Origin of the sequence: Corynebacterium argentoratense DSM 44202, assembly GCF_000590555.1 — a bacterium.
In the GTDB taxonomy this organism is placed as follows: domain Bacteria; phylum Actinomycetota; class Actinomycetes; order Mycobacteriales; family Mycobacteriaceae; genus Corynebacterium; species Corynebacterium argentoratense.
The window spans coordinates 1,962,459-1,988,928 of record NC_022198.1 but is presented as its reverse complement, the minus strand read 5'-3'; the positions used below and the strand labels follow the sequence as shown (position 1 = coordinate 1,988,928).

The following is a 26,470-nucleotide window of genomic DNA, read 5'->3' as shown; positions in this document are numbered from 1 at the left end:
CTGTTGTTAGGGTGCGAGGGCGGCGAGCCGCTGACCTGCAAGATCAATATTTTGCAACGGTTTTAACCAACAAAAAGCAACGGTTTCGAGCAACATTTTGCAATCTTGGGGGCCTCGGAAATCTTGAAAATTGGCAGACGCGTAGACTGTTCGCATGTTGTCTGGAAGCTCTTCCAGGCGTTGTTGTTGGTTTCTGGAGTGAGGGTTTGGTTATGGCTTGGGATGCCAATTCGGCGGCTGAGGACTCTGGTGTGAACTCGGGCGCGACGGAGGATACTGACGCAGGCGCGGGGGCTGTGTCGTTTGATGACACCCCTCCCCCGCCGGAGGACGATTACGCACCGCCAGCTCCGGAGGATGACTACCAGCCGTCCGCGTCTAACCGTTCTAATTCCAATTACCGTAGTGGCGGCTATGGCCAAGATCGTGGCCGTAGTTTTAGGGGGCGCGATGAGCTTCAGCAGGCGTATGAGTCCGGCCGTAAGCCTCCGCATGATAATGATGCGGAGCAGGGTGTGTTGGGTGCGATGTTGTTGGCGCCGGATACGGTGGTCGACATTATTGAGGAGCTGTCTGCTGAGGATTTCTACCGCCCTGCGCACCAGCTGATTTTCCAGGCGATTATTGACTTATTCGCGGAGAATAAGGATATTGACCCGGTTATTGTTGCGGGCAGGTTGGATCGCAACAATGATTTGGAGCGTGCTGGGGGCGCGCCTTATTTGCATACGCTGTACAGTTCGGTGCCGACGGCGGCGAATGCGCGTTATTACGCGGAGATTGTCTCTGAGAAGGCGACGTTGCGTCGGTTGGTTGATGCGGGTACTCGGGTGGTCCAGTTGGGCTATGAGGGCACTGAGGGGGCTGAGGTTGATGCTGTGGTGGATATGGCGCAGCAGGAGGTTTTTGCGATTGCGCAGAAGAAGACTGCTGAGGATTATTCGGTGCTGGCGGACATGATTGAGCCGACGATGGATGAGTTGGATCAGATCCATGCGCATGGTGGTTTGGCGCAGGGTGTTCCGACTGGGTTCATCGACTTGGATGATCGGACGAATGGTTTGCATGGCGGGCAGATGATTATTGTGGCTGCTCGTCCCGGTGTCGGTAAGTCGACGTTGGCGTTGGATTTCATGCGCTCGTGTTCGATTGCGCATGGGAAGCCGAGTGTGTTGTTCAGCTTGGAAATGTCCAAGTCTGAGGTTGTGATGCGCTTGTTGTCTGCGGAGGCGGAGATCAAGTTGTCGGACATGCGTGCAGGCCGCATGAATGATGAGCAGTGGGCGAAGCTGGCTAACAAGATTGGCCAGATTAATGACGCCCCGTTGTACATTGATGATTCTGCGAATTTGACGATGATGGAGATTCGTTCGAAGGCTCGGCGGCTGTCGCAGAAGGTGGGGCTGTCGATGATTGTGGTGGATTACCTGCAGTTGATGTCTTCGGGTAAGAAGGTGGAGTCGCGTCAGCAGGAGGTGTCGGAGTTTTCACGCCAGTTGAAGTTGTTGGCGAAGGAGCTGGATGTTCCTTTGATTGCGATTTCGCAGTTGAACCGTGGTCCGGAGTCGCGTACGGATAAGCGTCCTCAGTTGGCGGATCTGCGTGAGTCGGGTTCGTTGGAGCAGGACGCGGATATGGTGATGTTGCTGTATCGGCCGGATTCTCAGGATCGTGAGGATCCTCGTGCGGGTGAGGCGGATATTATTTTGGCGAAGCACCGTGGTGGTCCGATTGATACGGTGAGTGTGGCTCACCAGCTGCATTACTCGAGGTTTGCGAACCTAGCCCGCGGCTAGTTCCGATAGGATCTGGGGATATTGCCGAGTCACCAAGAAAATTAGGAACGGTTGAGTTCCTCATGATGAAGTCCTTGAGGTTTCGGTCGATCATACCCACTAGGCGAAGGAATGCGGGGAAGTATTCTTGTGGCGGAATACGCCGCGTCCGGTTGGCGGCGTCTTTGGAGCCGGGAATGGGGATTCCGTTTATAAGCGATTCGTGGTGTGCGATTCTATTTCGAATCAGATGTACTCGATGAACCTGCTCAAATGCCCAGCAACCTTCCCCTGGTTGCATCGAGATTGTTGTGATGCGACCGATGGATCTCATCCAATCCGCTCCATCCCCGACTGATGGCATTAAATGTGCGCTGGTTAAAGATGCTTGCGGATAGCCTGTGCCAGCTGGGGCCGTACTTCGAGACTAGAGCTTTGTCGATCGAGTTTCGAAGAGCGACCTCGATGATTGCTAGATCGTGAAATAATGAGCTGCTCAGAGACCGATCACGTAGGTAAAGATCCAATGCCACCGTCACGTCCCCCTTGCAGCGGGCAACGTACGGTTGAAGTCGTTGTGCAGATATAAGTGCAGGATCGATACCAGGAGTTTGACCGTTGTTGTTTGACGAATTCGCCATGATACGCAGCCGGGCTATTGATGTCGCGATCCTCGGTGCCATGCGGTCTTCAGCGTGGACGACGGCGAGCTGACCTTGGTGGAATGCGCCCCCGACGTCACCGTTGATGAGCTGCGGAAATAACCGGCGCACCATTCCGCTTACACTCCACGGGCTGAGGTGCCCCTTCGCTCCCGGTGTTATTCTTATTAACAAGAATTTAACACCCTCAGCACAGCGAAGGACTCTTCGTGGATTTCCTCTTCCTGGCCATAGGCCTTTTGCTCGTCGCCGTCATTGTGGTCGCTATCGGCGACCGCGTCGGCTTGCCCTGGCCCGTGCTTCTCACCCTCGTCGCCGCAGGCACCATCTTCTTCCCGGGTCTGCCGAGGGTGCACATACCTGCCGACCTTATTCTTCCGATCTTCTTGCCCCCGTTGCTGTGGGCGATGGCCCGTAGAACCAGCTGGTCAGTGATCCGGAGGCAACGCGGCACCATCATTGCGCTGTCCGTTCTGTTGGTATTTTTCACGACGGTCGCCGCCGCCGGTGCCGCGATGTTGGTTATGCCTGGGCTTGGTTTGGCTGCCGCTGTTCTTTTGGGCAGTGCGTTGGCTCCGCCGGACCCCGTTGCCGTGGATGCCGTCGCCGAGCCCGCAGGTGTACCCCGACGGCTCATCAGCACCCTTCAAACCGAGGGATTGTTTAATGACGCCGCGTCTATCGTCGCGTTCCACGTCGCCCTCGGCGCCATCCAAGCGGGTGAAAACCTCAGCATCAAAGCGGGCGTTCTGGACTTCCTCTATTCCTCCAGCGTCGCTGTAATTATTGGTTTAGGTGTCGGTTGGGTCAGTGCCAAGCTGACTGACTGGATGGAATCTCCCGTTGCCCGCAACGCCTTTAGTTGGGTGATTCCCTTCGCCGTGTTTCTGCTGGCAGAAGAGCTGCACGCCTCCGGTGTCATCGCGATCGTCATCGCCGCAGTGGAGATGCACTCCCGCGTGAAGGTCGGTGCAGAAGACCGCCTGACCGGACACGCATTCTGGGAAACAGTCGAGATGTTGTTTACTGGTGTGGCGTTCGGCCTGATTGGTTTGTCGGTGCGCGAAGCCGTCGCCGACGTCGGTTCCCAACTATGGCACGGTGTGTGGGTCGGCGCGATCCTCTCCGTCGTGCTCATCGTCGTGCGCCTGGTGTGGATGCTGGTGCTGTACAACTACAACACCCGCAAACTCGCATCCTTGGCTGGCACCGTCGCAGAGTACGCCTCAAGCAAGTACATTCCGGTGCACGCGGTGGGCAGCGCCGCAGGAAAAATCACCCGCAAAACCATCTTCCCACCCATGGGCGCACCACTGCGCTTGCAGGAAGTCCTCCTGCTAACATGGGCCGGCATGCGCGGACTTGTCACCCTGGCGCTTGTGTTGTCTATCCCCTATGGTTACGCCCCCTGGCAGCAGGAATTCACCGTCATCGCCCTGGTCGTACTGACGATCACCATGGTGGTCCCGGGCCTCACCCTGCCGTGGTTGATGCGCAAACTATCGCTCGACCAAGGCCCGGATGCCTTTGGTGACGCCGCGCGCGAAAACCTCCTGCGCCGCGCCCGCGAGGCAGCAAGCGTTGTGCTGCACGCCAAAGCAGAAGAGCTACCCCCTAACACGGTAGCCAGCATTCAACACTGGATTGCGGAAGAAACCGGCACCGAGGACCTCGACGACACCGAATGCGCCGCCACCCGCCTGGCCAGCAAAAAGAAGATCAACGATATTCGCGAGCGCGCCAGCCGCATCCGCTACGAAGCCCTGCGCGCCGCCCAGCGTGAAGTGCTCGAAGCCCGCCGCGAAGCCGGGATCGACCCTGCGGTCGCCGACGATGTCCTCCACGACATTGACCGCATGATATTGGCGATCAAACGCCACTAAAACCACAGGTCAATCCGCCCACACCCCCGCGTTTGCGAAGCTAGAAACGCCGCAAACGCAGGGAATTTGTCACCACAAACACGCTCGACAACGCCATCGCAGCACCCGCCCACATGGGCTCCATCAGTCCGGCCGCAGCAACCGGAATCAACAACACGTTGTAAGCGAACGCCCAAAACAGGTTCCCGCGGATCGTCCGCACTGTCGCCCGCGACAAACGCAGCGCCGTATCCACCCCGCGCAGGTCAGAGTTCAGCACGGTAATGTCACTGGCCTCAATCGCCACATCCGTACCCGACCCCATCGCGATACCCACATCTGCCTGCGCAAGCGCCGCGGCGTCATTAATTCCATCCCCCACCATCGCGACCACACGGCCCTGGTCCTGCAAGGTGCGCACCACATCAAGCTTCTCATCGGGCATAACCTCGGACCAGACTCGATCGATCCCCACCTCCGCAGCCACAGCTTGGGCCACCGCAGCGGAATCACCCGTCAACAGCACAGGCTCCACACCGTCAGCCTTCAACAAATCGATAGCCTGCTTGCTTGTCGGCTTGAGCGAATCCCGCGCAGACACCCGCGCCACCAACACACCATTAACACTAATGACGCCGCGGATGACCTCCACGCACACAACCCCCAACGCCGGATGCGCAACACGCGCCCGCACACCAAGCCCAGGCAGCGCCGTAAAATCCGACACCTCCCACTCGCGCCACTGATTACCACAATTCTGCTGTGCATACCGCACCAACGCACGAGCTACAGGATGCTCAGAACCGGACTCCGCTGCCGCGACTAGCTCCACCACATCACAGTGCTGCAACGCCACCCCACCCACTACGGCCGCGTCCTCGCAGTCCAATGACGCAGTCAACTCACCCGACGTCACCGTCCCCGTCTTATCAAAAACCACCGTATCGACCTTGCGCGACTGCTCCAACACCTGCGGGCCCTTAATAAGCAGGCCCAACTGTGCCGCCCGACCAGTGCCCACAAGCAATGCTGTCGGAGTCGCCAAACCCAACGCGCACGGGCACGCAACCACCAACACCGCCACCGCCGAAGGCACATCAAAAAACGCAACAACCAGCGCAATAGCAATCACAGTCGGCACAAAAAAGCGGGAAATCTGATCGACCAAACGCTGCACCGGAGCCTTCTGCTGCGCCCCCGCAACCAGCGCAGAAATCTGAGCCAACACGGTGTCCTCCCCCACCCTGGTCGCCTCAACCTCCAGCGACCCAACCGTGTTCAACGTAGCGCCCGCGACGTCATCACCCACAGCCACCGCACGCGGCAGCGACTCACCCGTCAACATGGACTCGTCGACCTCGCTACTGCCCCGCACCACACGACCATCCGTCGCGACCTTCTCCCCCGGCCCCACCACAAACACATCCCCCACCCGCAGGTCAGCCACAGGCACCGTCCGGCCATCAACCAAAACGGCCTGCTTAGCACCCAAATTCAGCAACTCACGAAACGCCGCCGAGCTCCGATTCTTCGCCCGATGCTCCAACAACTTCCCCAACAACAATGACGTCGTGATCATCCCGACCGCATCAAAGTACACGTGGCCGTGGGCAACCGGCGGCCACCCCCAGTGCATGTGCATCAGCGAATACACAAGCGCCGCAGTCGTACCCAACGTGACCAGGGTATCCATGGTCAACTGGCCCTTGAGGGTGTTTCGGTGGAACAACCAGCCACTGTAGAAGTACACAAGCAGGGCAAACGGCAGCTGCGCGATGGCCATCCACCGGTGCGGGGCGAACATTAACGCCATCAAAACAACCGTCGACACAGCCGCCACAATCAGCCGAGGCATGATCTCCGGCTGCCGCTTCGAGCCATAACCCAACTTGGTGATCGTGTCGGTAATCGTCTTGGGATCCACCGACTCGTCAAAATCCACCGAAGCGGTTTCGGTCGCGTAGTTCACCTCTGCGCGAACACCCGGCAGCTTATTCAGCTTGCGCTCCACCCGGGCACTGCAACTCGTGCAGCTCATGCCTGTGACGGTGAAATCAGCGTGCATGCTGCTAAACCACCTTGTAGCCGGCCTCGGCGATTGCCGCAGCCACCGCGGCGTCATCACCCGACGCCTCAACCGTGCCGGCCGCAACATCAATGGTGCCGACCTCGAGGCCAGCGTCCGTGAGCTCCTCACGCACAGCGTTGGCGCAGTGCTCGCAGGTCATACCTTCAACGTTAAAAATCTTCATAACAAACCACCTTGAACTAAAGGACTAACCAATTACTTGCGCGGTATTGCTGCACAAGCGCGTATCCTGGCCGATAGCGAGGACAAAAAGTCCTCACCCCCTATAATCGGACAACCTCGGAGGTTTATTCCATGGCAACCATTAACGTGACGGAAAGCACCTTTGCTCAGACTGTGCAGCAGAAAGGTGTCGTCGTTGTAGACGCATGGGCACCATGGTGCGGACCCTGCCGACAGTTCGCACCGATCTTCGAAAAGGTCAGCGAGCAGCACGCGGACGCCACCTTCGCCAAGTTCAACACCGACGAAAACCAAAACCTGGCGCAACAGTTGGGCATCATGTCGATCCCCACGCTCATGGTTTTTAAAGATGGCGAGCTGTTGTTCCGCCAGGCTGGCGTACTGCCCGCACCAGCCCTGAGCGAGCTGGTGACCAAGGTTCAGAACATGAGCTAGCGGGTGCCGCGCTGAATATTCAGCAGCACCGCGCGGATCCCACTGTGGAAGCCATCGCGCAGTGCAACGCGCTGACTTTCCGACAGGGTGTATTCGTGCAGTGTCTCGCAGGCGAACTGCAGCAGTGGGCGGTCGACTTCCGGTGGCAGCCCGCCGCCGGATAGCAGGTGTGCGGAGTCCCGCTGCTCTGTGGTGGCGGCGTTGTCATACCACCAGCTGGCGTACTGTTGGCCCACGTCAAATGGGGTTTGGAAGCCCGCGCTGGACCATACTTCGTTGGGCAGCGGCACGTAACGGCTGCGGAGCTTACGCCGCGGTGCCATGACCAGCGGGGTTGGTTTCGGGGCGCCCGGGGTGTTGTCTTGGGTGTCTTCCTGCTCTTCGGGGGTGTCTGCTGTGATCGTGGAAGTGTGCTCTTCCTCAGTGGCAGGTTGCTCCGGCTCGCGCAGCGCGGTGGACGCTTGGTTAGCTGACAGAGTGTCGGCGGGGATGTCGTCGGGGTCCGACCCGGAATTTGCGGCAGAGGTTGCTCCCTTTTGGCGGACGCGAACTTCGGCGCGCTGGGCGGACTCTTGGATGGAGATTTGTTGGCCGGCCTGGCCTGCGGATACTTCCGCTGACAAGCTGAAGCGACTTTCGGAATAGTCCACTTCTTCCGCAGCGACGGTGGGCCCGAGGTTCATGACCTCCGTGGGCACGGTGGGGGCGGGATCGATCGCCGTAGCGTCCTCATCCACAGGCTTGTCCGCATCATGTGGGACGGGAGCGCTGTTGGTGGGCACCTCTTCGGTTGCATCCTCTTGAGTTTGCGGGTTGCTGTCGTCGTTGTCATCGACTGGCCCGGCAGGCAAGGGGCCTTCCAGTGGCTCGATGCGCATGCAGTCGGCGAAGTCTTCGCGTGGGTCGAGGATGGTGGTGGTGTCGCAGGCGTGACGTAGCGCGCTGGACATGGAGTCCCACCCGAACCCGTAGAGGTGGACGCGCAGGCCCGCGGCGGTTGCTTCTTCCACTCCGGGGATCATGTCTGCGTCGCCACTGACCAGTACGATGTCAGAGCAGTGCCGCCCCAAACCCGCAATCACGAGGTCCGCGACCAGTCGTGTGTCGACGGCTTTCTGTGTTCGACGTTCACCCCATTCGATGAGCTGCCCCGCGCGCAGTTGCACGCCGTCGCAGGTGCGGAGTGCGCGTTGGTAGCGGTGGGGGCCGGAGTCGGGAATGCCGTCGTACCAGTATTGCCGCTGTACCGGTTGTTGTAATTGGTCTTCGACCATTTTCCCTAACACGGCGACGACTTCCGGTAAGTCGATTTCTAGTTGGGCCCGGGCCCCGGTTGCCCAGGAGTTATAAAAACTGGCTAATAGATACGAGGTGTCTACATACACCTGTGTACGTTCCAACATGGCTAAATCCTTCAATCTAGTTTTTCTAATGGGGTCGCGGGTGTCGAGCCTGCGGCCTTGCCTTCCAGTGTGCCTTAATTGATGACGCCGCGGGCAAAAATCTCTGCTGCCAGGGGGTTTGTGTGCGCAGTGGGTTGATGTGTTAATTTTTTCTTCGGTCAACGAGCCGCTACTTGCTTTCAAAGCACAGGTTATCGGGGTGATCTGGAGGTTTGAAAAATAGCCTTTCGGGCCCGGATTTGTGTTTTAACAAGATGGTGTGTAAGTTAGATCGAGTCGCTACGGCAGCTGGTTGCACGGTGTTGTGCAGTTTGGTGGTTGTGGTGGTGTTGTTTGAGAACTCAATAGTGTGCCAATGTACTTTTTTTAAGTGTTTTTTTCATGCGCCATGGCACGTTGATACTGCCGCTGTTTTTGTGGTGGTTGTGTTGTGGTGTTTGTTGTTTGTGTGTACCAGCAGCTTGCGCTTGCACGTGTGTGTTTGTGTGGTTGGCTGTGTAAATATGAACTGTTTTGGTTGTGGTGGTTTTTCCTCGTCGGATGCACCATGATCGTGTTTTTTGCCAGTTTTTACTGGTTGCTAGGTTTTGGCTCTGTCATTTTTTTGATGCTTTTGGGCTGATTTTTTATGGAGAGTTTGATCCTGGCTCAGGACGAACGCTGGCGGCGTGCTTAACACATGCAAGTCGAACGGAAAGGCCTAAGCTTGCTTGGGTACTCGAGTGGCGAACGGGTGAGTAACACGTGAGTGATCTGCCCTCAACTTCGGGATAAGCCTGGGAAACTGGGTCTAATACTGGATAGGACCATCCTTTAGTGTGTGATGGTGGAAAGTTTTTTCGGTTGGGGATGAGCTCGCGGCCTATCAGCTTGTTGGTGGGGTAATGGCCTACCAAGGCGTCGACGGGTAGCCGGCCTGAGAGGGTGTACGGCCACATTGGGACTGAGACACGGCCCAGACTCCTACGGGAGGCAGCAGTGGGGAATATTGCACAATGGGCGGAAGCCTGATGCAGCGACGCCGCGTGAGGGATGACGGCCTTCGGGTTGTAAACCTCTTTCGACAGGGACGAAGCTTTTGTGACGGTACCTGTATAAGAAGCACCGGCTAACTACGTGCCAGCAGCCGCGGTAATACGTAGGGTGCGAGCGTTGTCCGGAATTACTGGGCGTAAAGAGCTCGTAGGTGGTTTGTCGCGTCGTCTGTGAAATTCCGGGGCTTAACTCCGGGCGTGCAGGCGATACGGGCATAACTTGAGTGCTGTAGGGGAGACTGGAATTCCTGGTGTAGCGGTGAAATGCGCAGATATCAGGAGGAACACCGATGGCGAAGGCAGGTCTCTGGGCAGTAACTGACGCTGAGGAGCGAAAGCATGGGGAGCGAACAGGATTAGATACCCTGGTAGTCCATGCCGTAAACGGTGGGCGCTAGGTGTAGGGGACTTCCACGTCTTCTGTGCCGTAGCTAACGCATTAAGCGCCCCGCCTGGGGAGTACGGCCGCAAGGCTAAAACTCAAAGGAATTGACGGGGGCCCGCACAAGCGGCGGAGCATGTGGATTAATTCGATGCAACGCGAAGAACCTTACCTGGGCTTGACATATACAGGATCGCTGCAGAGATGTAGTTTCCCTTGTGGTCTGTATACAGGTGGTGCATGGTTGTCGTCAGCTCGTGTCGTGAGATGTTGGGTTAAGTCCCGCAACGAGCGCAACCCTTGTCTTATGTTGCCAGCACACTWTGGTGGGGACTCATGAGAGACTGCCGGGGTTAACTCGGAGGAAGGTGGGGATGACGTCAAATCATCATGCCCCTTATGTCCAGGGCTTCACACATGCTACAATGGTCGGTACAACGCGCTGCGAGCCTGTGAGGGTGAGCGAATCGCTGAAAGCCGGCCTCAGTTCGGATTGGGGTCTGCAACTCGACCCCATGAAGTCGGAGTCGCTAGTAATCGCAGATCAGCAACGCTGCGGTGAATACGTTCCCGGGCCTTGTACACACCGCCCGTCAAGTCACGAAAGTTGGTAACACCCGAAGCCAGTGGCCTAACCCTTGTGGAGGGAGCTGTCGAAGGTGGGATCGGCGATTGGGACTAAGTCGTAACAAGGTAGCCGTACCGGAAGGTGCGGCTGGATCACCTCCTTTCTAAGGAGTTTATTRTTTTTTGTGTGGAACACGCATTGTTTTTGGGTGGATGCACACCCTCACCAAGTGGTGGTGGGGTTGCAGCAGACGGTAAGGCATGGAAAGAAATTGTTTGGTGTTTCACACTGCTTWRAGAAAAGGGTGCGTTGGTGCATTGTTGGGTGTCTGGAACAGCACTTGTCGCTTTGTGTGTGGCGTGTTGTTTCTTGCTCCATGTGGGGTTGCTGGCCGTGATGGTGGTTGGTGATTGTGTGTGGGGTGTGTTGTTTGAGAACTGTATAGTGGACGCGAGCATCTTTATTTTTTGATTTTGCCTTGTAAGTGTTTTTTGTGTGTGTTGTAAGGGCACACGGTGGATGCCTTGGCAACTTAAGCCGATGAAGGACGTGGTAGGCCGCGATAGGCCTCGGGGAGCTGTCAAACGAGCGTTGATCCGAGGGTGTCCGAATGGGGAAACCCAGCTGTCGTTATGGGCGGTTACCCATCACTGAACGTGTATAGGTGGTGTGGAGGTTACGCGGGGAAGTGAAACATCTCAGTACCCGTAGGAAGAGAAAACAATTGTGATTCCGCTAGTAGTGGCGAGCGAACGTGGATGATGGCTAAACTGCGTGCGTGTGATACCCGGCAGGGGTTGCGTGCGTGGGGTTGTGGGAGCATAACGTCGAGGATCTGCCGGTTCTTGGTTACGTGATAGTCGCGCATGCTAGGTGAAGTGGATTGGAATGTCCCGCCGTAGACGGTGAGAGCCCGGTAGGTGAAAGTGTGTGTGTGGTAATGGTTGTGTTTCCCGAGTAGCAGCGGGCTCGTGGAATCTGCTGTGAATCTGCCGGGACCACCCGGTAAGCCTGAATACTTAAGTTGACCGATAGCGGATGAGTACCGTGAGGGAATGGTGAAAAGTACCCCGGGAGGGGAGTGAAATAGTACCTGAAACCGTGTGCTTACAATCCGTCAGAGCGCCCTTGTGTGGTGTGATGGCGTGCCTTTTGAAGAATGAGCCTGCGAGTCAGCGGCATGTCGCGAGGTTAACACGTGTGTGGTAGCCGTAGGGAAACCGAATCCTAATGAGGGTGAATGAGTGGCATGTCCTGGACCCGAAGCGAAGTGATCTACCCATGGCCAGTGTGAAGCAGCTGTAAGAGGTTGTGGAGGCGCGAACCCACTTAGGTTGAAAACTGAGGGGATGAGTTGTGGGTAGGGGTGAAAGGCCAATCAAACTTCGTGATAGCTGGTTCTCCCCGAAATGCATTTAGGTGCAGCGTCGTGTGTTTCTTGCCGGAGGTAGAGCTACTGGATGGTTTAGCGGGACCAACATCTTAGCGACATCAGCCAAACTCCGAATGCCGGTAAGTGAGAGCACGGCAGTGAGACTGCGGGGGATAAGCTTCGTAGTCGAGAGGGAAACAGCCCAGATCGCCGGCTAAGGCCCCTAAGCGTGTACTAAGTGGAAAAGGATGTGGGATCGCGAAGACAACCAGGAGGTTGGCTTAGAAGCAGCCATCCTTGAAAGAGTGCGTAATAGCTCACTGGTCGAGTGGTTCTGCGCCGACAATGTAGTGGGGCTCAAGTACACCGCCGAAGCCGCGGCRCTCAYAYKTTTGTGTGTGGGTGGGTAGGGGAGCGTCGTGCATAATGTGAAGCCGCCGAGTGATCGTTGTGGTGGAGTGTGTGCGAGTGAGAATGCAGGCATGAGTAGCGAATGATGAGTGAAAAACTCATCCGCCGGATGACCAAGGGTTCCTGGGTTAAGCTAATCTTCCCAGGGTGAGTCGGGACCTAAGGCGAGGCCGACAGGCGTAGTCGATGGACAACCAGTTGATATTCTGGTACCCGGATGGAAGCGCCCGTGGTGAATCAGTGATACTAACCGCCCTGAAGCCTGATGGCAGTCTTTTGGATTGTTGTTGGTGTGGATGCGTGGGATCTGATCTGGTAGTAGCCAAGCGATGGTGTGACACAGGAAGGTAGCCGAGCCACTGAGTGGATTGTGGTGTAAGCGTGTAGCCCGCATGGTAGGTAAATCCGCTGTGCATGGTGGGTGAGGCGTGATGCGTACCCCTTGTTGGGGGATGTTGGTGATCCTATGCTGTCGAGAAAAGCATCTAGCGATGTTTCCATCTGGCCCGTACCCCAAACCGACACAGGTGGTCAGGTAGAGAATACTAAGGCGATCGGGTGAACTGTGGTTAAGGAACTCGGCAAAATGCCCCCGTAACTTCGGGAGAAGGGGGACCACTGCTGGTGACAGACTGGTTTTGAGCTGGTGGTGGTCGCAGAGAATAGAGGGAAGCGACTGTTTACTAAAAACACAGGTCCATGCGAAGACGATAAGTCGATGTATATGGACTGACGCCTGCCCGGTGCTGGAAGGTTAAGAGGACCTGTTAGTCACTTTGGTGGCGAAGCGGAGAATTTAAGCCCCAGTAAACGGCGGTGGTAACTATAACCATCCTAAGGTAGCGAAATTCCTTGTCGGGTAAGTTCCGACCTGCACGAATGGCGTAACGACTTCCCTGCTGTCTCAACCACAGGCCCGGCGAAATTGCAGTACGAGTAAAGATGCTCGTTACGCGCGGCAGGACGAAAAGACCCCGGGACCTTCACTATAGCTTGGTATTGATATTCGGTTCGGTTTGTGTAGGATAGGTGGGAGACTGTGATCACATGACGCCAGTTSTGTGGGAGTCGTTGTTGAAATACCACTCTGGTCGTATTGGATATCTKAACCTCGGCCCATGATCTGGGTTAGGGACAGTGCCTGGTGGGTAGTTTAACTGGGGCGGTTGCCTCCTAAAGAGTAACGGAGGCGCCCAAAGGTTTCCTCAGCCTGGTTGGCAATCAGGTGGTGAGTGTAAGTGCACAAGGGAGCTTGACTGTGAGACTGACAGGTCGAGCAGGTACGAAAGTAGGGACTAGTGATCCGGCACTGGCTTGTGGAAGCGGTGTCGCTCAACGGATAAAAGGTACCCCGGGGATAACAGGCTGATCTTCCCCAAGAGTCCATATCGACGGGATGGTTTGGCACCTCGATGTCGGCTCGTCGCATCCTGGGGCTGGAGTAGGTCCCAAGGGTTGGGCTGTTCGCCCATTAAAGCGGCACGCGAGCTGGGTTTAGAACGTCGTGAGACAGTTCGGTCTCTATCCGCCGCGCGCGTAGAAACTTGAGAAAGGCTGTCCCTAGTACGAGAGGACCGGGACGGACGTACCTCTAGTGTGCCAGTTGTCACGCCCGTGGCATGGCTGGTTGGCTACGTACGGAAGGGATAACCGCTGAAAGCATCTAAGCGGGAAGCCTGTTTCGAGATAAGGTTTCATGAATCAGGTGCCCTCTAGACTAGGGGGTTGATAGGCCAGAGCTGGAAGCGTAGTAATGCGTGTTGAGGTGACTGGTACTAATGCGCCGAACACACCCAAAACACCCATCCGTTGATGATGGGGGGTTGCTTACAACGGTGTTTAGCTCGAATGTATTGAATGTTTGCGTCCACTATGCAGTGTCTGAAACAGCACACCTAGCATCGCCTTGTGGGGTGTTGGTTGTGTCGGTGGTTGATGGCGGTGAGGATACGCCCGGTCCCTTTCCGAACCCGGAAGCTAAGCTCACCTGCGCCGATGGTACTGCACACGGGAGTGTGTGGGAGAGTAGGTCGCCGCCGGCCTAAAACAAAAAACAATAATTATATACAGTCTTGATTGTTGGGAAGGCGTCACTTGTTGGGTGGCGTCTTCCCTTCTTTTTGTGTGTTTATAGCAGGGGTATTGTTCGGGTATTGGGGTGTGTGGGTGTCGTCTGTGGGGTGTGTGGGTGTTGTCTGTGGGTGGGGTGTGTGGCTGAACGATTATGAACCCGACCGGTAGGGAGGGTGAGTGTAGTGAAGACACACACCCCACACACCCCTGGGGCGGAACGATTATGGGCCGTGAGGCGAGTGTAGTGAAGCAACACACCCAACAGACCCACACACCCACAAGGCTTTAAGTGCGTATGAGCCTTTCGACGTCTATGGGTGAGGTGAAGTGGCGAGATTGTCCGGTGAGGGGGTCTTGGAAGTAGAGTTCTTTGGCGAGGAGGGCGAGGGGGGTGTCGAAGGAGTCAGTGTAGGGGTGGAGTGTTGGGTATACGGGGTCGCCGATGATGGGAATGCCGGCTTGCCACATGTGTACGCGGAGCTGGTGGGTTTTTCCGGTGTGGGGTTTGAGGGTGTAGCGGGCTAGGGGTTGTTGGTTGGGTGTGGTGGGGAGGGGTTGGATGTGTTGGATTTCGGTGATGGCGTTGGGTTCGCCGTTTGGGATGACGCGGGTTTGGAGTTCGCCGTGGGTTTTTTCTAGGCGCGAGCGCCAGGTGGTGCCTGGGGTGATGTTGAGTTCGGGTTTGTGGGGGGCTATCGCGTGGTAGATTTTCCGGGGTGTTCGGTCTGCGAACATCATTTGGTAGGCGCCTCGGACTTCGCGGCGTTTGGTGAGTAGTAGGACGCCACTTGTGAGCCGGTCTAGGCGGTGTGCGGGGGAGAGTTCGTTGTTGCCGGTTTGGCGGCGTAGTCGTACGAGGACGGTTTCGGTGATGTGTGCTGCGCGGGGGAAGGTGGCTAGGAAGGGGGGTTTGTTGACGACGAGGATGTTGTTGTCTTCGTAGATGTGGTCGATTATGTAGGGGACGGGGGTTTCGGGGGCGGGAGTGCGGTAGAACCAGATGTCTTTGCCGACGGGGAGTTCTTCGTTGGGGGTGACTTCGCGGCCGTGGTCGTCGCGGACTTCGCCGGCGCGGAAGCGTTGCGCGACGTCATCGTTGGGTGCTTGCCAGCGTTGGGTGTCGATGAGGTGTTGGATGAAGGCTTGGGCGGTCCAGCCGGGTTCGGTTACTTTCACCCGTGAGGGGTTAAGTCCGTCGCGTATTGGCAGCGGCTGTTGTAATCTAGGTCCCATGGCTTTTGATTCTTTCATACCTATGGTTGTTGAGTTTTTTAACTCTGCGTTCGGTAAGGTTCTGCAGTTTTTGTATGTTTTGCTGCTTCCGGCGAACTCCCCCGCGGCGCACCTGATTGAGGAAGCGCAGTAGACTCTAGTTATGAGTTATTGTGTTGTCGCCATTGATGGTTCCGAGTCCAGCAATGATGCGGTCCGCTGGGCGGCTCGTTCTGGTCATGCGTTGAAGCTTGCTACGAGTTACACCATGCCGCAGTTTTTGTATGCGGAGGGTATGGTGCCGCCGCAGGAGCTTTTTGATGAGCTTCAGCAGGAGGCGCAGGCTCGTGTTGATGCTGCGTCGGCGTTGGCTCGTGAGACTCGTTCTGATGTCGAGTTGGTTGAGGTGGTTGCCGAGGGGTCGCCGATTGACATGCTTCTTGAGTTGTCGAAGTCTGAGGAGACCTCGATGATTTGTATGGGCTCTCGTGGGCTTGGCGGTCTGCAGGGGATGGTTCTGGGGAGTGTGTCGGCGGCGGTTGCTAGCCATGCGCATTGTCCGGTGGTTGTGATTCGCCAGGGTCAGATCGGTGAGGACGGCCCGATTGTTGTGGGTGTTGATGGTTCGGAGGTGTCCGACAAGGCTGTCGAGTTCGCTTTCGAGCAGGCTAAGACCCGAGGCGTTCCGTTGATTGCTGTGCATACGTGGATGGATGTTGCGGTTGCTGGCTTGGCGGTTGCGTGGGATGACGAAGAGGCTGTTCAGCGTGATCTGTTGAAAGAACGCCTGGAAGGTATCATGGGGCGGTCCCCCGACGTGGATGTGCAGTTGCAGGTGACGCGTGACCGTCCGGTTCGTGCGCTTGCGGAGGCTGCGGCACAGGCTTCGTTGCTTGTTGTTGGTTCTCACGGTCGGGGTGGTTTTAAGGGCATGCTGTTGGGTTCTACCTCTCGAGCTTTGTTGCAGCATGCTCCTTGTCCAATGGTCGTTGTTCGTTCTCAGGAGGTTTAAAACAACGTGACTCTTTCTCTAGGTATTTTCGCATGGATCATTATTGGTGGTCTTGCAGGTTGGATCGCCAGCAAAATTAAGGGCACTGACGCTAGCCAGGGTGTTGTTGGTAACATCTTGACCGGTATTGTCGGTGGTTTGCTTGGTGGTTGGATCCTTTCTCTGCTGGGTGTTGATGTTAAGGGCGGCGGAATAGTCTTTTCCTTCCTCACCTGCCTCCTTGGCGCTGTGATTTTCATCAGCATTCTGCAGGCTTTGACCAACAAGAAGTAAGAAGAAGTAAGTAACTACTCATGGCCCAACAGACCCGAGCTTCGAAACGCCGCGGACGCCCGAATCCCCGCGAGCGTTTGCTCGGCAGCGCTACCCAGTTGTTTAACACGGAGGGTATTCGTGTTATTGGCATCGACCGTATCCTTCGCGATGCGGATGTGGCGAAAGCTAGTTTGTACAGTCTGTTTGGGTCGAAGGATAACCTCGTCATTGCCTACTTGCAGGCGCTTGACGAACAGTGGCGTGCGGCTTTTGAGGCGCGTACTGCCACGATGACTACCCCGGATGAAAAGATCCTTGCTTTTTTCGATATGGCTATTGAAGATGAGCCTGGCAAAGATTTCCGGGGTTCGCATTTTTGCAATGCTGCGAATGAGTATCCTCGGCCGGAGACTGATTCTGAGCGGGGGATTGTTGAAGCTGCTCAGGAGCACCGGCGTTGGTGTCATGAGACTATTGCTGAGCTTCTGAGGAAGAAAAATGGGTATCCGGGGGCTACCCAGGCAAGTCAGTTGCTAATTTTCCTTGATGGGGGTCTTGTTGGGGCTCGGTTGAGTCGTTCTGTTGATCCCCTTCATACTGCTAAGACGTTGGCTCAGCAGTTGCTGCACGCCCCGCCTGCTGATTACAGCATCTAAACTCCTCTTGTGTGGCGCCTGCGGATTAGAACACGCAGGCGCTCGCTGTAGCTGTTTGTAATGCCGCTAGCTTCCTGATTCTTCTGATTCGGACTGCTTGGCGGCTTTTTCTTCCTCCTTCTTCTTCCGCTTCGCTTCGCTAGCAGCCTTGCTGGCTGCCCTAAACCTTTTGGCCTGTTCCTTCCTTTCCTGCTTGCGTTCCTGCTTTGCGCGCTTCCATTCCTCCACAACCTGTTGGTTATGGCTGCGTAGTTCCCCAATGCGGTGGAAACGCAAAGTAGCGGCCGCCCCCAAGATCGACAGACGGTTTCGACGCCGCGTCCACTTCACGTGGCGCTTAGCTCGCCGCCGCTTTTTATAATCGGCCTTGGCCTTTTCGCGCATCGCAACAAAACCATCCGACAAGGGCATCAGACGGTCAATCCTGCGGGCAATGAGCAACTGTTGCGCCATCGTCCAGAAGTTATTCGCAAACCAGTACATGACGATCGCCGCCGGTGCCGGACCGGTCAGCCCAAAGATCAAAGGAAACAACGGCGCAATAAGCGACAGCACCACCGCGAAACGGAAAATCCCGATACCGCTGGGGGACTCATAATCCATCGTCAAAGTATTGCGATAGAGCGAAAAGAGCATATTAATAGTCGTGAAAATTGCGGCCGCAATAACCATCGGCAACACAAAATGAAACACCGCATCCCGCGACGTCCCCAAATGCTCCATCTGCTCTGGTGACATCACCACATATGCCGGCATTGGGACGCCAAAAATCCGTGTATTCAGGAAGGTCTCGACGTCATTGGAATTTAAAAAACCGATGGGCATGTGCGTCGCGGAATCCAGACCGTCCTGCGGCCGTGCCATCTTAATAAGCACCTGGTAGAGGCCAATAAAGAAGGGCATCTGCACGAGCGCCGGGAAACAGCCCGCATACATATTGACCTTGTTGTCTTTATATGCGGCGCGGCGTTCGTCCTCACGCGCCTGGCCGGCCTCTGCATCCTCTCGGTGCTTATAACGATCGTCGATTTCCTTTAACACCGGACGCAAATTAACCTGCTGGCGGGAACTGCGATACTGAATCCACGACAAAGGCACAATGATCGAACGCACCGTCACGATCAGACCAAAAATGCTTAAAATCCATGCCAGGGACGTATCCAAACCAACAACATGATGGAATAGCAGATGCCACCCCTTCATGATTAAAGAAACGGGATACAGCACCACACACTCCTGTCAGCACGCCACATTGTGCAATTACACCCTGATGTTACTAGGATTGGCCGCATGAAAAAGTTCAGCGTGGTCAACCTGCTCGGTGAAATACTCCTCACCGTAGGCGCGCTGCTCTTCCTCTTCAGCTTCTACGAAGCATATTGGACTAACCTGGAATCCAACCAGCTTCAACACCAAGCCGAAGACCAGATGGAGCAGGAATGGAAAAACCCACGGCAAAAGAAAAACCTCGAACTCGGTGAAGCTTTCGCCCGCATGTACATTCCAGCATTCGGCTCCGACTTTCAATTCGCCATCGTCGAAGGCACCACCGACGACGACCTCCTGCGGGGCCCCGGCCGCTACGTCGACACACAAATGCCCGGTGAGCCCGGGAACTTCGCTGTGGCCGGCCACCGAGTCGGCAAAGGCGCACCCTTCAACGACCTAGGCAACCTCAACGCCTGCGACGCCATCGTCGTCGAAACCCAAAACAGTTGGGACATCTACCGCATGCTTCCCACCGGTGACGACCGCGCAGCAGAAGCCGCCGCCTGCCTCAGTCCCGAACAGGTAGAACGCGTCGTGGCGGGCGACTACTCGGCGGTCCCCGGCCGCATGATCACCCTGCCTGGCGACGTCGAAACCATCAACCCCATCCCCGGCACCACCCTGGCCGCCGACCCCGGCATGGAATCTCTCATCACCATGACCACCTGCCACCCCCAATTCTCAAACGCGCAACGCATGATCCTCCACGCCATGCTTGTCCGCAGCGACCCCAAAACCGACGGCTACACACCCCCCGAACTGGAGAGCAACTAATGTACGGATACTTGTGGAGGCTCATCCCAGGGCCGTTCATCGTCAAACTTATCGTCACCCTCATTGTCGCCATAGCAGTGTTCTTCCTACTCATGGAAGTGGTGTTCCCCTGGGTGAGCACCATGATGCCCTACAACGACGTCTCCGTCTAGCACCTCCTTTAGACAAGCGGCTAGCTACAAGCCCAGATTCTCAATGACTTTCTCCGCGATCATCTGAGGCTTTACCGTCTGCTGCTGGTTGGAAAACACCACCACCGCAGTCGAACCCTTCTGCACCGCATATACGCTGCCCTGGTCGCCATACACACCACCGGCGACCTCCGGCGTTGTCGCACCGCGGCCACCATCCCAACCATCCGGCTTGTCCGCGGGCTCAGTGGAATCAATCGGCGCCGCCGCATTCACAACCTCAATCGCGGCCTTCACACCCTCATTCCCCTCACCCATATGGCGAACAATCACCTGCGCCTGGGGCTCCGGCGGGTAGGACCACCACACGCACGCCGGCGGATCAAAACGCCCATCCACCGCACTCGCAGTCACCCGCTGCCCATTAGCATCCGCAAACCACTGAGTATCCAGGTAAGGGCACGCCTCTTGGCCCTGCTCCACCTCTGGCAGCGCGTCCACAGGCAGCTGCGCACCCAGTGATGACGCCGCCCCTGCCGCAGCGTCCGCAGGCTCACTTGCGGCAGTAGACCCCGCGACGTCATCACCCTGAGAGCCCTGGGTCGAAGAAGAATCCGACGAACACCCAGCCAGAGCGAACACAGAAAGCGCAGAGACCACCAGCACGGGTAGTGCGGCAACGCGAGCGCCACGCGCGGCGGCAACATTACGGGGCAGTAGAGTACGTGTCATGGAACTTAGCCTAAAGCATGCCAAGGTCGGACAGGACCAAGGGTTCAAAACTGGCGTGCATGCGCTGACCGCACTACTGCTCCTCGTCGTTGTTGCAGCGGGGCAAGCGCACTGGGCAACCCTCGGCCTCAGCGTCGCCTACGCCGTCATCTACTGGGTCGGCTACGGATATAACAACAAAAAACTGCGGGAAGGGGTGTTTATCCGCAGTGGGCTGTGGCTGTTCGTCCTCACCCTCGTGTGGGTCGCGATGCTGCCCTTCGGCGTCACCGCCGTCTACCTGGTGTTCCCCCTTTACTTCCTCTACCTGGATGCGATGCCGGACTGGCGGGGGATTATCGCCGTGGCCTGCGCGACCGCTGTGTCTATTGTCAGCCAATACCCGCACATCACCGGGCCGGGCATCCTAGGACCCACCGTGTCCGCGCTGGTCACCATCACCATTACGTTCGCCTTCCGGGCGCTGAAAACCATTAGCCAGGAACGCCAAGAACTCATCGACGAACTTTTGCGCACCCAAAACCAGCTCGCCGAAACAGAACGAACCGCAGGCATGGCCGCCGAACGCCAACGCATCGCCCACGAAATCCACGACACCCTCGCCCAAGGTCTCTCCAGCATCCAAATGCTCCTGCACGTTGCAGAAGCCGACGTGCGCGCAGAACTCGGCGACGCACCCGTCCTGCGCAAGCTAGAGCTCGCCCGCCACACCGCCGCCGACAACCTCAGCGAAGCTCGCGCCATGATCGCCGCCCTGCAACCCGCAGCCCTGTCCAAAACCTCCCTCGAAGGCGCACTCATGCGCGTCGCACAGTCCGCCAGTGGAGTAAGCGGAGTCGCCGAGCACAGCGACCGCGAAGCACTAAGCACCGACATCCTCGTCGAAGGCGATGAACGCCAACTCCCAATGAAAGTCGAAGCCACCCTGCTGCGCATCGCACAGGGCGCCATGGGCAACGTCATCAAACACGCCAACGCCGAACGCTGCCGCGTCACCCTCACCTACGCAGAAGACGAAGTACGTCTTGACGTCGTGGACAACGGCGTCGGCTTCGACCCCCAAGCCGTCGCAGACAGGCCCGCAGGCCTCGGCCACATCGGCCTGGCCGCCATGCGCCAACGCGCAGCAGAATGCGGCGGCGACCTCACCGTCGAATCCCAACCCGGTGCCGGATGCGCCGTGTCCGTCGCCATCCCACTGATCCCCGACGATGCCGCCGAGGACGCAACAGTCGAAGGGTGAGAAAAGGGTTACTTAAGACTTTCTGCGGGTTTAGGGTAAATTGGTTGGCATGATTCGTGTCCTTTTGGCTGACGACCACGAGATTGTGCGCCTGGGCTTGCGGGCAGTCCTAGAAGCAGCCCCAGATATGGAAGTTGTTGGCGAAGTAGCCACAGCCGAAGGGGCAATCGCCGCAGCAGAAGCCGGCGGCATCGATGTGATCCTCATGGACCTACGCTTCGGGCCCGGCGCTGAAGGTACCCTCGTGTCCACCGGTGCCGACGCAACCGCCGCAATCAAACGCAACGTGGCCAACCCCCCGAACGTCCTTATGGTCACCAACTACGACACCGACGCCGACATCCTCGGCGCAATAGAGGCCGGCGCCGTAGGCTACCTGCTCAAAGACGCACCACCCGCAGAATTGTTGGCGGCAGTGCGCTCCGCGGCGTCAGGAGATTCCACCCTGTCCCCTGTAGTTGCCAACCGTCTTATGGAACGAGTCCGGACGCCGCGCACCTCACTGACTCCACGCGAACTTGAAGTGCTCAAACTGGTCGCCGGCGGCAGCTCCAACAAGGACATCGGCAACCAACTGTTCCTGTCCGAAGCGACAGTCAAAAGCCACCTTGTGCACATCTACGACAAGCTGGGCGTGCGGTCCCGCACCTCCGCAGTTGCTGCCGCACGCGAACAAGGCGTCCTGTAAAACGCACATACCTTAAGACGAAAGCACCCTGCGACGCCCACAACATATGGGGCGGCAGGGTGCTCGATTGAAACGCGGATTAAAAATTAAGCCTGGCCGCGGGCCTTCGCCGCATGGTAGGCGTCAATGACGTCCTGGGGGATCTTGCCACGGGTAGACACACGGTGGCCATTATCGAGCGCCCAACGGCGAATCGCACGGTTTTCGGCCTGGCGCTGAGCCACAGGTGCGGACTTGCGGCCAGACTTCTGCTCGCGGCGAGCATTAGCAATGTAGGGCTTCAACGCATCATACAATGCGCTGGCATTCTTCGGGCCAAGATCGATGACATAATCGACGCCCTGGTAGCTGAAATGCACCTCGGACAGCTCAGACTCGGAAATCGGAGTGTTATCAAGATCGTCAATGTACTGGATGATGCTCTGACGGGCCATAGCCAGCCGCCTTTCTTACAGGTAAAACTCGCAGTAGCAAATAGCTTTTAAACCTCACACACTGTGTGCACCGCAGGAAACGCAGAGACTACACCGTGTGCTTAATGTCGCGACTGATCGCGAGGAATTTCTTAGCACGCTGTTTGGCCGGAAGGCTCCGAGCATCAGCGATAGCATTTTCAAGCTGGTCCAAGCGGTCATGGGCATCACGCTGGAAACCCTTGGGCTTATCGGACTCATCGATTGCTGTGCGGGCAGCGGTGATCCGTGCACGCAACGCTTGCTCGCTTTCCTCATTCGCGGAAAGCAGCTGTCGGCCGCTGGTCAACCCGCGGTAAATCAAGGGCAAAGCCAGAGGGGCGAGCAACCGAGCAAGGCTAAAGAGTTTCTTCAAAGCGTTACCTTCTGTACCGTTTGAGGGGTCATGAACGAACTATTCCTCGGCGGTTGCACCTTCAAGGCCGCACAGCAAGCGCGCTTCCCCGAAGTGCCGCCCACCCCGCAATCCGCGGACTGGGCTAGCCGCGGAGACGCCGCACGAATAGACGTGCACAGCCTTTTACAACGACCATGGAATTGTTTAGATGACCCATTTGAGACATTAGAGGCAATTGCGGCAGAAGTGCCGGTAATCACCAATGCCAACTTTAGCATCACCGTGAAAGGTCTGCTTAGAAAATACGATATTAGCGTTGATATTTTAGTAAAAACAGTGTCTGGTTATTTTCCCGTCGCCATATCCAACCACTGGGTGGCACGGGAGAAAAGAGGCGCTCAACGCCGCGGATTCTTCACTCGCAACCTGGGAACAAGTGACGGATGGGTGGGGGAGTACAGCGTGCGCCACCACCCCCAAGATAGCTATCGGCTAGCCCTAGCTGCCCTCGGACTGCGCGACGCCGGTGTGCACGTCCCATTCGGGGGTGTTATCGGCCAAGACCGAGAACGCTGCTTTGTCGAAGACATCGACTACTGCCTAGGGGTCCTGGGCCGCAGGGTCGCCCTGGTCGCCCCCGAGCTCAACGCGATTGACTCAGCCACCCCGGCAGAACTCGCCGCTCACAATAGCCTCAGCGAAACCTCCGCCCGAGCACCCCGACCACTACCCCCAACAGGTACCCTTATCCGCCGCGTCGCAGGAATCCCCCGCGAGTTTCCCACAGCCACACTGGAGGCCGTCGGCCCCAGGCGCATCAAAGACTGCGCCAACTGCCGCTACTGGTTCGACTGCGAACGCCAACTCGTCGCCGCCGACGATATCTCCCTCTTCCGCTCCGGTGACAAGGCGCAGGACCTGCGCAACCGCGGCGTTATCACCGTTGAGGCACTTATTAATGACGCCGCGGACACCCGCGCAGCAACACTAGCCCGCGCATGGCGGGAAGGTATCGCCGCGTGCCGGACCACCCCTACCGTGACCGCGCCGCGCTTCGACGTAGAAATAGACATCGACATGGAGGCCTACCTGCACCACGGCGCCTACCTGTGGGGCACCTTCGACGGGCAAACCTATCGGCCCTTTGCCACCTGGGAACCGCTCGGCGGACCCGAAGAAGCCGCCAACTTTGCTGCTTTCTGGCAGTGGCTTAGCAACACTCGCACACAAGCACACGAAGACAATAAAACTTTCGCCGCCTTTTGCTATGCCAACCATGGTGAAAACCACTGGTTAAAAGAATCTGCTCGACGCTTCCATGGCCAATACCCCGGCATCGACGTACCGAGTGAAAAAGAAGTCCAAGCCTTTATTTCTTCGACTGAATGGATTGATGTTTTCCAATTAGTGAAAAGCCAATTAGTAGGGCCAGGCGGCTTAGGGCTGAAAAAGCTCGCCCCCATGGCGGGCTTCCACTGGCAAGAAGAAGACCTCGACGGAGAAGCCAGCATCCGAGCCTACGAAGAGGGCAAAAAAGAAGAACTATTGAGCTACAACGGCGACGACTGCCGCGCCACTCGAGCTATTCGACGCTGGCTAGCCGACTCAGCCCCGGGAACAATGCTGCTGCAATAACCACACTGGCCACCACCAGCCACGTCGACCAATGCGACCAACCCAACAGCGACGAACCAGCGTAATAGCACAGCAGGTAGGTAGAACTGGCCTCGGCTCTGTCGTGTGTAGCCAGCTTGCCCACCCAAGAACTAGCAATCGCATGGGCTGCGAAAAACGCCGCAGTGAACCCCAACAGGCCGGCCACCACCAGCGCCAAATGATGCGACTGAATCACCACAGTTGAGAGCACATAAGCCATCGAAGACAACAACAACGCCCTCGCCGGCGGCCAACGCCCCGCCCTGGCCGAGGTAAACGTGCCGGCTAAGTAGAGCAAGAAGATCGCCCCCACCACGCCCTCGCTCAAACCAAACTCTTGGGTCAGGCGAAAACCGATGAAGTTGTACATCGACACGAAACTACCCATGAGCACGAAACCTAAGAAGAACAACAACGCCAGCTGGCGGTTAGCCCAATGGGAAGCCATAGCGCGGAATTCGCCACCCAACGTCAAACGCTTCGGATGGAAATTCTTCTGAGGCGGCAAAATCATGGCGATCAACAACGCACACACAAAAGCAAACGCTGCAGAAGCAGCCATCGCCACACGCCACGGGGCAACACCCGAACCCCACGAGGGATTCATCGTGAAAAGCTCCAAAATGCCGGAAGGGATGAGTCGACCACTCAAACCCCCAATAGAAGTGCCCGCAACATACACCCCCATCGCCCGCGACAGCTGACGGGCACTGAGCTCCTCAGACAGCCACGTCATCGCCACCGCAGGAACACCGGCCAAAAACACCCCCTGGATGCCACGGCCGATAATCAGCCACCATGCCGATGGAGCCCACGGCAGTAGCAAACCCACCACCGTGCTGCACACAGCGGACACGATGATCACTCGCCCCCGCCCGAACTGCTCAGACAACACTGACGCCGGAACAATCGCCAACGCCAAAGCGCCCGTCGCAGCAGACACAGTCCACGACGCCTGAGAAGGAGTCAGCGAAAAATAGTCTGCCAGGACGGGCAATATAGCCTGCGTTGCATACAGGCTGTTAAAGGTCGCTAAGCCCGCTGCCAGCATGGCGAGAAGAGGGCGCAGCATAGAACAACGACCTCCCCACACACCAGAACTGGCAACGAACTAATACTGAACCTCACATCAAAGGCGCTTCCCTAGCAAGCGGCAGCAACCCCGCAGACTGCGTTACTTAGACGCGGCGTCAAAACGAGCAGCGACGTCATCCCAGTTGAAGACGTTCCAGACGGCCTCAACGTAGTCAGCCTTCACGTTCTTGTACTGGAGGTAGAAAGCGTGCTCCCACATGTCCAGCATCAGCAACGGAGTGAGGTTGATGGACAGGTTGCCCTGCTGGTCAGTCATCTGCTCGATAACCAGGCGGCCAGCAATGTGATCGAAACCAAGCACGGCCCAGCCGGAGCCCTGCAAGCCCAAAGCAGCAGCCTTGAAGTGATCCTTGAACGCATCGAAAGAACCGAAGTCGCGATCGATGGCCTCAGCCAAAGCACCGGTGGGCTGGCCGCCGCCATTGGGGGAGAGGTTCTTCCAGAAGATGGAGTGGTTGGTGTGGCCACCAAGGTTGAACGCAAGGTTCTTGGACAGGGCAGTCACCTGAGCGCCAATGGTGCCCTCCTCGCGAGCCTTCTGCAGGGCCTCGAGTGCAGCGTTAGCACCAGCAACGTAGTTAGCGTGGTGCTTGGTGTGGTGCAGCTCCATGATCTCAGCGGAGATGTGGGGCTCCAGCGCATCGTATGCGTAATCGAGTTCAGGAAGAGTGTAGACGGTCATGGTGTT

At 57.2% G+C, this 26,470-nt stretch carries 21 protein-coding genes, 3 rRNA genes and 3 pseudogenes; 15 read left to right on the top strand and 12 right to left on the bottom strand.

What is annotated here, in order from left to right; all coding sequences use genetic code 11:
* Positions 1-212: 212 nt before the first annotated feature.
* Positions 213-1,796 carry a replicative DNA helicase gene (gene dnaB, locus CARG_RS09245; RefSeq protein WP_021012385.1) on the top strand — a complete coding sequence of 528 codons (1,584 nt, stop codon included), beginning with the start codon at positions 213-215 and terminating at the stop codon, positions 1,794-1,796.
* Between the two features lie 248 nt (positions 1,797-2,044).
* On the opposite strand, the gene CARG_RS09240 is transcribed toward dnaB, so the two are convergent.
* Complete coding sequence (locus tag CARG_RS09240) at positions 2,045-2,611, bottom strand: Abi family protein (RefSeq protein ID WP_169733222.1); 567 nt, start codon at positions 2,609-2,611, stop codon at positions 2,045-2,047.
* A gap of 35 nt (positions 2,612-2,646) precedes the next feature.
* Between CARG_RS09240 and CARG_RS09235 the strand changes: the two genes are divergently transcribed.
* Positions 2,647-4,320, top strand: coding sequence for a cation:proton antiporter (locus CARG_RS09235; protein WP_021012383.1), 1,674 nt, complete (start codon positions 2,647-2,649; stop codon positions 4,318-4,320).
* Between the two features lie 40 nt (positions 4,321-4,360).
* On the opposite strand, the gene CARG_RS09230 is transcribed toward CARG_RS09235, so the two are convergent.
* Together CARG_RS09230 and CARG_RS09225 are read right to left on the bottom strand one after the other, a co-directional pair.
* Positions 4,361-6,364 carry a heavy metal translocating P-type ATPase gene (locus tag CARG_RS09230; protein ID WP_021012382.1) on the bottom strand — a complete coding sequence of 668 codons (2,004 nt, stop codon included), beginning with the start codon at positions 6,362-6,364 and terminating at the stop codon, positions 4,361-4,363.
* A gap of 4 nt (positions 6,365-6,368) precedes the next feature.
* The gene (locus CARG_RS09225) at positions 6,369-6,551 is read right to left on the bottom strand and encodes a heavy-metal-associated domain-containing protein (RefSeq protein WP_021012381.1); all 183 of its coding nucleotides are present in this window, start codon (positions 6,549-6,551) and stop codon (positions 6,369-6,371) included.
* A gap of 122 nt (positions 6,552-6,673) precedes the next feature.
* On the opposite strand from CARG_RS09225, the pseudogene trxA reads away from it, so the two are divergent.
* Positions 6,674-7,006 (top strand): annotated as a pseudogene (trxA, locus tag CARG_RS09220) (thioredoxin); the annotation flags it as partial.
* On the opposite strand, the pseudogene CARG_RS10770 reads toward trxA, so the two are convergent.
* Both CARG_RS10770 and CARG_RS10765 read right to left on the bottom strand, forming a co-directional pair.
* Positions 7,003-7,338 (bottom strand): annotated as a pseudogene (locus tag CARG_RS10770) (NYN domain-containing protein); the annotation flags it as partial. The pseudogenes trxA and CARG_RS10770 overlap by 4 nt on opposite strands.
* 491 nt (positions 7,339-7,829) lie before the next feature.
* A pseudogene (locus CARG_RS10765) lies at positions 7,830-8,409 on the bottom strand (NYN domain-containing protein); the annotation flags it as partial.
* A gap of 625 nt (positions 8,410-9,034) precedes the next feature.
* On the opposite strand from CARG_RS10765, the gene CARG_RS09205 reads away from it, so the two are divergent.
* The 3 genes from CARG_RS09205 to rrf all read left to right on the top strand — a co-directional run bounded on the left by CARG_RS09205 (position 9,035) and on the right by rrf (position 14,218).
* Positions 9,035-10,556, top strand: a 16S ribosomal RNA gene (locus CARG_RS09205).
* A gap of 329 nt (positions 10,557-10,885) precedes the next feature.
* Positions 10,886-13,976 (top strand): 23S ribosomal RNA (locus CARG_RS09195).
* Between the two features lie 124 nt (positions 13,977-14,100).
* Positions 14,101-14,218: ribosomal RNA gene (gene rrf / locus CARG_RS09190) — 5S ribosomal RNA — on the top strand.
* The 16S, 23S and 5S rRNA genes sit together here, the layout of an rRNA operon.
* A 316-nt stretch (positions 14,219-14,534) precedes the next feature.
* Here the strand turns inward: rrf and CARG_RS09185 are convergent.
* Positions 14,535-15,425 carry a pseudouridine synthase gene (locus CARG_RS09185; protein ID WP_021012377.1) on the bottom strand — a complete coding sequence of 297 codons (891 nt, stop codon included), beginning with the start codon at positions 15,423-15,425 and terminating at the stop codon, positions 14,535-14,537.
* 55 nt (positions 15,426-15,480) lie between these two features.
* Here CARG_RS09185 and CARG_RS10620 point away from each other — a divergent pair, with 55 nt between their 5' ends.
* From CARG_RS10620 to CARG_RS09170, 4 genes are read left to right on the top strand one after another with little or no spacing between them, the layout of a single operon-like run.
* Positions 15,481-15,615 carry a hypothetical protein gene (locus tag CARG_RS10620; RefSeq protein ID WP_021012376.1) on the top strand — a complete coding sequence of 45 codons (135 nt, stop codon included), beginning with the start codon at positions 15,481-15,483 and terminating at the stop codon, positions 15,613-15,615.
* Between the two features lie 9 nt (positions 15,616-15,624).
* A complete protein-coding gene (locus CARG_RS09180; RefSeq protein WP_021012375.1) occupies positions 15,625-16,473 on the top strand; it encodes a universal stress protein in 849 nt (282 codons plus the stop codon).
* A 6-nt stretch (positions 16,474-16,479) separates the two neighbouring features.
* Entirely contained in the window at positions 16,480-16,746 is a 267-nt protein-coding gene (locus tag CARG_RS09175; protein ID WP_021012374.1) for a GlsB/YeaQ/YmgE family stress response membrane protein, read from the top strand.
* A 20-nt stretch (positions 16,747-16,766) separates the two neighbouring features.
* Positions 16,767-17,384, top strand: a complete 618-nt coding sequence (locus tag CARG_RS09170; RefSeq protein ID WP_021012373.1) for a TetR/AcrR family transcriptional regulator — start codon at positions 16,767-16,769, stop codon at positions 17,382-17,384.
* A gap of 66 nt (positions 17,385-17,450) precedes the next feature.
* Here CARG_RS09170 and yidC read toward each other — a convergent pair whose 3' ends face one another.
* On the bottom strand, positions 17,451-18,611 hold the full coding sequence (gene yidC / locus CARG_RS09165) for a membrane protein insertase YidC (protein ID WP_021012372.1): 1,161 nt from the start codon (positions 18,609-18,611) through the stop codon (positions 17,451-17,453).
* Positions 18,612-18,674: 63 nt separating this feature from the next.
* Here yidC and CARG_RS09160 point away from each other — a divergent pair, with 63 nt between their 5' ends.
* Together CARG_RS09160 and CARG_RS10350 are read left to right on the top strand one after the other, a co-directional pair.
* Positions 18,675-19,427, top strand: a complete 753-nt coding sequence (locus CARG_RS09160; RefSeq protein ID WP_021012371.1) for a class E sortase — start codon at positions 18,675-18,677, stop codon at positions 19,425-19,427.
* The gene (locus tag CARG_RS10350; protein ID WP_021012370.1) at positions 19,427-19,579 is read left to right on the top strand and encodes a hypothetical protein; all 153 of its coding nucleotides are present in this window, start codon (positions 19,427-19,429) and stop codon (positions 19,577-19,579) included. The genes CARG_RS09160 and CARG_RS10350 overlap by 1 nt, the downstream gene beginning before the upstream one ends.
* 24 nt (positions 19,580-19,603) lie before the next feature.
* On the opposite strand, the gene CARG_RS09150 is transcribed toward CARG_RS10350, so the two are convergent.
* Positions 19,604-20,290, bottom strand: coding sequence for a DUF2020 domain-containing protein (locus CARG_RS09150; RefSeq protein ID WP_021012369.1), 687 nt, complete (start codon positions 20,288-20,290; stop codon positions 19,604-19,606).
* On the opposite strand from CARG_RS09150, the gene CARG_RS09145 reads away from it, so the two are divergent.
* Together CARG_RS09145 and CARG_RS09140 are read left to right on the top strand one after the other, a co-directional pair.
* Positions 20,289-21,533: a sensor histidine kinase gene (locus CARG_RS09145; protein WP_021012368.1), complete on the top strand. Its 1,245-nt coding sequence runs from the start codon at positions 20,289-20,291 to the stop codon at positions 21,531-21,533. The two genes, CARG_RS09150 and CARG_RS09145, sit on opposite strands and share 2 nt — an antisense overlap.
* Positions 21,534-21,582: 49 nt before the next feature.
* The gene (locus CARG_RS09140) at positions 21,583-22,221 is read left to right on the top strand and encodes a LuxR C-terminal-related transcriptional regulator (RefSeq protein ID WP_021012367.1); all 639 of its coding nucleotides are present in this window, start codon (positions 21,583-21,585) and stop codon (positions 22,219-22,221) included.
* 86 nt (positions 22,222-22,307) lie between these two features.
* Here the strand turns inward: CARG_RS09140 and CARG_RS09135 are convergent, their stop codons facing one another.
* Both CARG_RS09135 and CARG_RS09130 read right to left on the bottom strand, forming a co-directional pair.
* A complete protein-coding gene (locus CARG_RS09135) occupies positions 22,308-22,655 on the bottom strand; it encodes a histone-like nucleoid-structuring protein Lsr2 (protein ID WP_021012366.1) in 348 nt (115 codons plus the stop codon).
* Between the two features lie 88 nt (positions 22,656-22,743).
* Positions 22,744-23,049, bottom strand: a complete 306-nt coding sequence (locus tag CARG_RS09130) for a DUF6474 family protein (protein WP_021012365.1) — start codon at positions 23,047-23,049, stop codon at positions 22,744-22,746.
* 30 nt (positions 23,050-23,079) lie between these two features.
* On the opposite strand from CARG_RS09130, the gene CARG_RS09125 reads away from it, so the two are divergent.
* Positions 23,080-24,666: a TM0106 family RecB-like putative nuclease gene (locus tag CARG_RS09125; protein WP_041747162.1), complete on the top strand. Its 1,587-nt coding sequence runs from the start codon at positions 23,080-23,082 to the stop codon at positions 24,664-24,666.
* On the opposite strand, the gene CARG_RS09120 is transcribed toward CARG_RS09125, so the two are convergent.
* Both CARG_RS09120 and CARG_RS09115 read right to left on the bottom strand, forming a co-directional pair.
* A complete protein-coding gene (locus tag CARG_RS09120; protein WP_021012363.1) occupies positions 24,614-25,759 on the bottom strand; it encodes an MFS transporter in 1,146 nt (381 codons plus the stop codon). The two genes, CARG_RS09125 and CARG_RS09120, sit on opposite strands and share 53 nt — an antisense overlap.
* A gap of 102 nt (positions 25,760-25,861) precedes the next feature.
* Positions 25,862-26,464 (bottom strand): superoxide dismutase, encoded by a 603-nt coding sequence (locus CARG_RS09115; RefSeq protein WP_021012362.1) that lies wholly within the window; start codon positions 26,462-26,464, stop codon positions 25,862-25,864.
* Positions 26,465-26,470 lie beyond the last annotated feature (6 nt).

Coding starts and splice junctions, on each gene's coding strand:
- CARG_RS09230 (WP_021012382.1), bottom strand. CDS start 6,364: ATGCACGCTGATTTCACCGTCACAGGCATGAGCTGCACGAGTTGCAGT.
- CARG_RS09145 (WP_021012368.1), top strand. CDS start 20,289: ATGGAACTTAGCCTAAAGCATGCCAAGGTCGGACAGGACCAAGGGTTC.
- CARG_RS09225 (WP_021012381.1), bottom strand. CDS start 6,551: ATGAAGATTTTTAACGTTGAAGGTATGACCTGCGAGCACTGCGCCAAC.
- CARG_RS09120 (WP_021012363.1), bottom strand. CDS start 25,759: ATGCTGCGCCCTCTTCTCGCCATGCTGGCAGCGGGCTTAGCGACCTTT.
- CARG_RS10350 (WP_021012370.1), top strand. CDS start 19,427: ATGTACGGATACTTGTGGAGGCTCATCCCAGGGCCGTTCATCGTCAAA.
- CARG_RS09125 (WP_041747162.1), top strand. CDS start 23,080: ATGAACGAACTATTCCTCGGCGGTTGCACCTTCAAGGCCGCACAGCAA.
- CARG_RS09150 (WP_021012369.1), bottom strand. CDS start 20,290: ATGACACGTACTCTACTGCCCCGTAATGTTGCCGCCGCGCGTGGCGCT.
- dnaB (WP_021012385.1), top strand. CDS start 213: ATGGCTTGGGATGCCAATTCGGCGGCTGAGGACTCTGGTGTGAACTCG.
- CARG_RS10620 (WP_021012376.1), top strand. CDS start 15,481: ATGGCTTTTGATTCTTTCATACCTATGGTTGTTGAGTTTTTTAACTCT.
- CARG_RS09170 (WP_021012373.1), top strand. CDS start 16,767: ATGGCCCAACAGACCCGAGCTTCGAAACGCCGCGGACGCCCGAATCCC.
- CARG_RS09135 (WP_021012366.1), bottom strand. CDS start 22,655: ATGGCCCGTCAGAGCATCATCCAGTACATTGACGATCTTGATAACACT.
- CARG_RS09160 (WP_021012371.1), top strand. CDS start 18,675: ATGAAAAAGTTCAGCGTGGTCAACCTGCTCGGTGAAATACTCCTCACC.
- CARG_RS09180 (WP_021012375.1), top strand. CDS start 15,625: ATGAGTTATTGTGTTGTCGCCATTGATGGTTCCGAGTCCAGCAATGAT.
- CARG_RS09140 (WP_021012367.1), top strand. CDS start 21,583: ATGATTCGTGTCCTTTTGGCTGACGACCACGAGATTGTGCGCCTGGGC.
- CARG_RS09115 (WP_021012362.1), bottom strand. CDS start 26,464: ATGACCGTCTACACTCTTCCTGAACTCGATTACGCATACGATGCGCTG.